Source organism: Vibrio sp. Vb0667 (assembly GCF_033391095.1).
The window spans coordinates 1-1,040 of record NZ_JAWPOL010000402.1 but is presented as its reverse complement, the minus strand read 5'-3'; the positions used below and the strand labels follow the sequence as shown (position 1 = coordinate 1,040).

The window sequence follows — 1,040 nt, the reverse complement described above, 5'->3', positions numbered from 1 at the left end:
AGTGCATGATGGGGTCGATGGGCTTTATCACGCTACCAGTGAAGAATATGACTTAATCCTCCTCGACATTATGTTGCCTAAACTCGATGGTTGGCAGGTGCTTAACACATTGCGCAGTAGTGGGATTCACACTCCAGTGATCATGCTGACAGCGAAGGAGCAAGTGGAAGATCGCGTGCGCGGTTTTGAGCTGGGTGCCAATGACTATGTGGTAAAACCTTACGCGTTTGCAGAGCTACTGGCGCGTGTTCAAAACGTATTTCGTCATCATATTGCCGCGCAAGTGGTCGCATCGCCGCAAACATTACGTGTGGCAGATTTAGAACTTGATATGATCAAACGCGTTGCCACGCGCGCGGGGCAGTCGATGTCGCTTACCGCCAAAGAATATGCCCTGCTTGAGTTGTTGATGCGCAAAACTGGCCAAGTGCTTTCACGTACCACCATTGCGTCGTTAGTGTGGGATATGAACTTTGACAGCGATACCAATGTGATTGATGTGGCGGTCAAACGTCTGCGTAGCAAAGTGGACAAACCGTTCGATAAACCACTGATTCACACTGTCAGAGGGATGGGCTACAAACTCGAAGAGAGTTGCGATGCCTAAGTTCTCGCTGCCTTTTTCCATGAAAAACAAGCTCGTGCTGATGTTTGTTAGCATGACGTTTGTGACCTATTTTTCTTTGGCTTTCATCCTACAGTACGCCATTGAGCGCCACTTTTATTCGCAAGATTTCAGCTATATTTCCAGTAAGTTCAATGCCATTGAGAACGAGTTAAAACGCTCGCCAGAGGATGTGTTCAAGCAAGCGAATAACAGCACGCTCTACATGTGGGTGTTTGAAGGCAAGCAGAACGTCTATCAGAATTCGAGCCTGACGATTCCTCAGAACCGAGCCTACAGCATTAGCTCACCTCAGGTCTGCGCCATCGAATGGAGTGAGGACTCGCTGAATATTCGCGCGTTTGCGTTTCAAGCTGCGGAGGATCAGGTGGTGCTCGGCATGAGTATCAACCACCATATTTTGTTTTTGGATAAA

1 protein-coding gene and 1 pseudogene are annotated in these 1,040 nt (G+C 48.2%); both read left to right on the top strand.

From position 1 onward, the window contains the following. A partial coding sequence (locus R8269_RS26225) for a heavy metal response regulator transcription factor (protein WP_318223039.1) occupies nt 1–607 on the top strand: 607 nt, incomplete at its 5' end. Further along, nucleotides 600–1,040 (top strand): annotated as a pseudogene (locus R8269_RS26220) (two-component sensor histidine kinase); the annotation flags it as partial. The gene R8269_RS26225 and the pseudogene R8269_RS26220, both read left to right, overlap by 8 nt.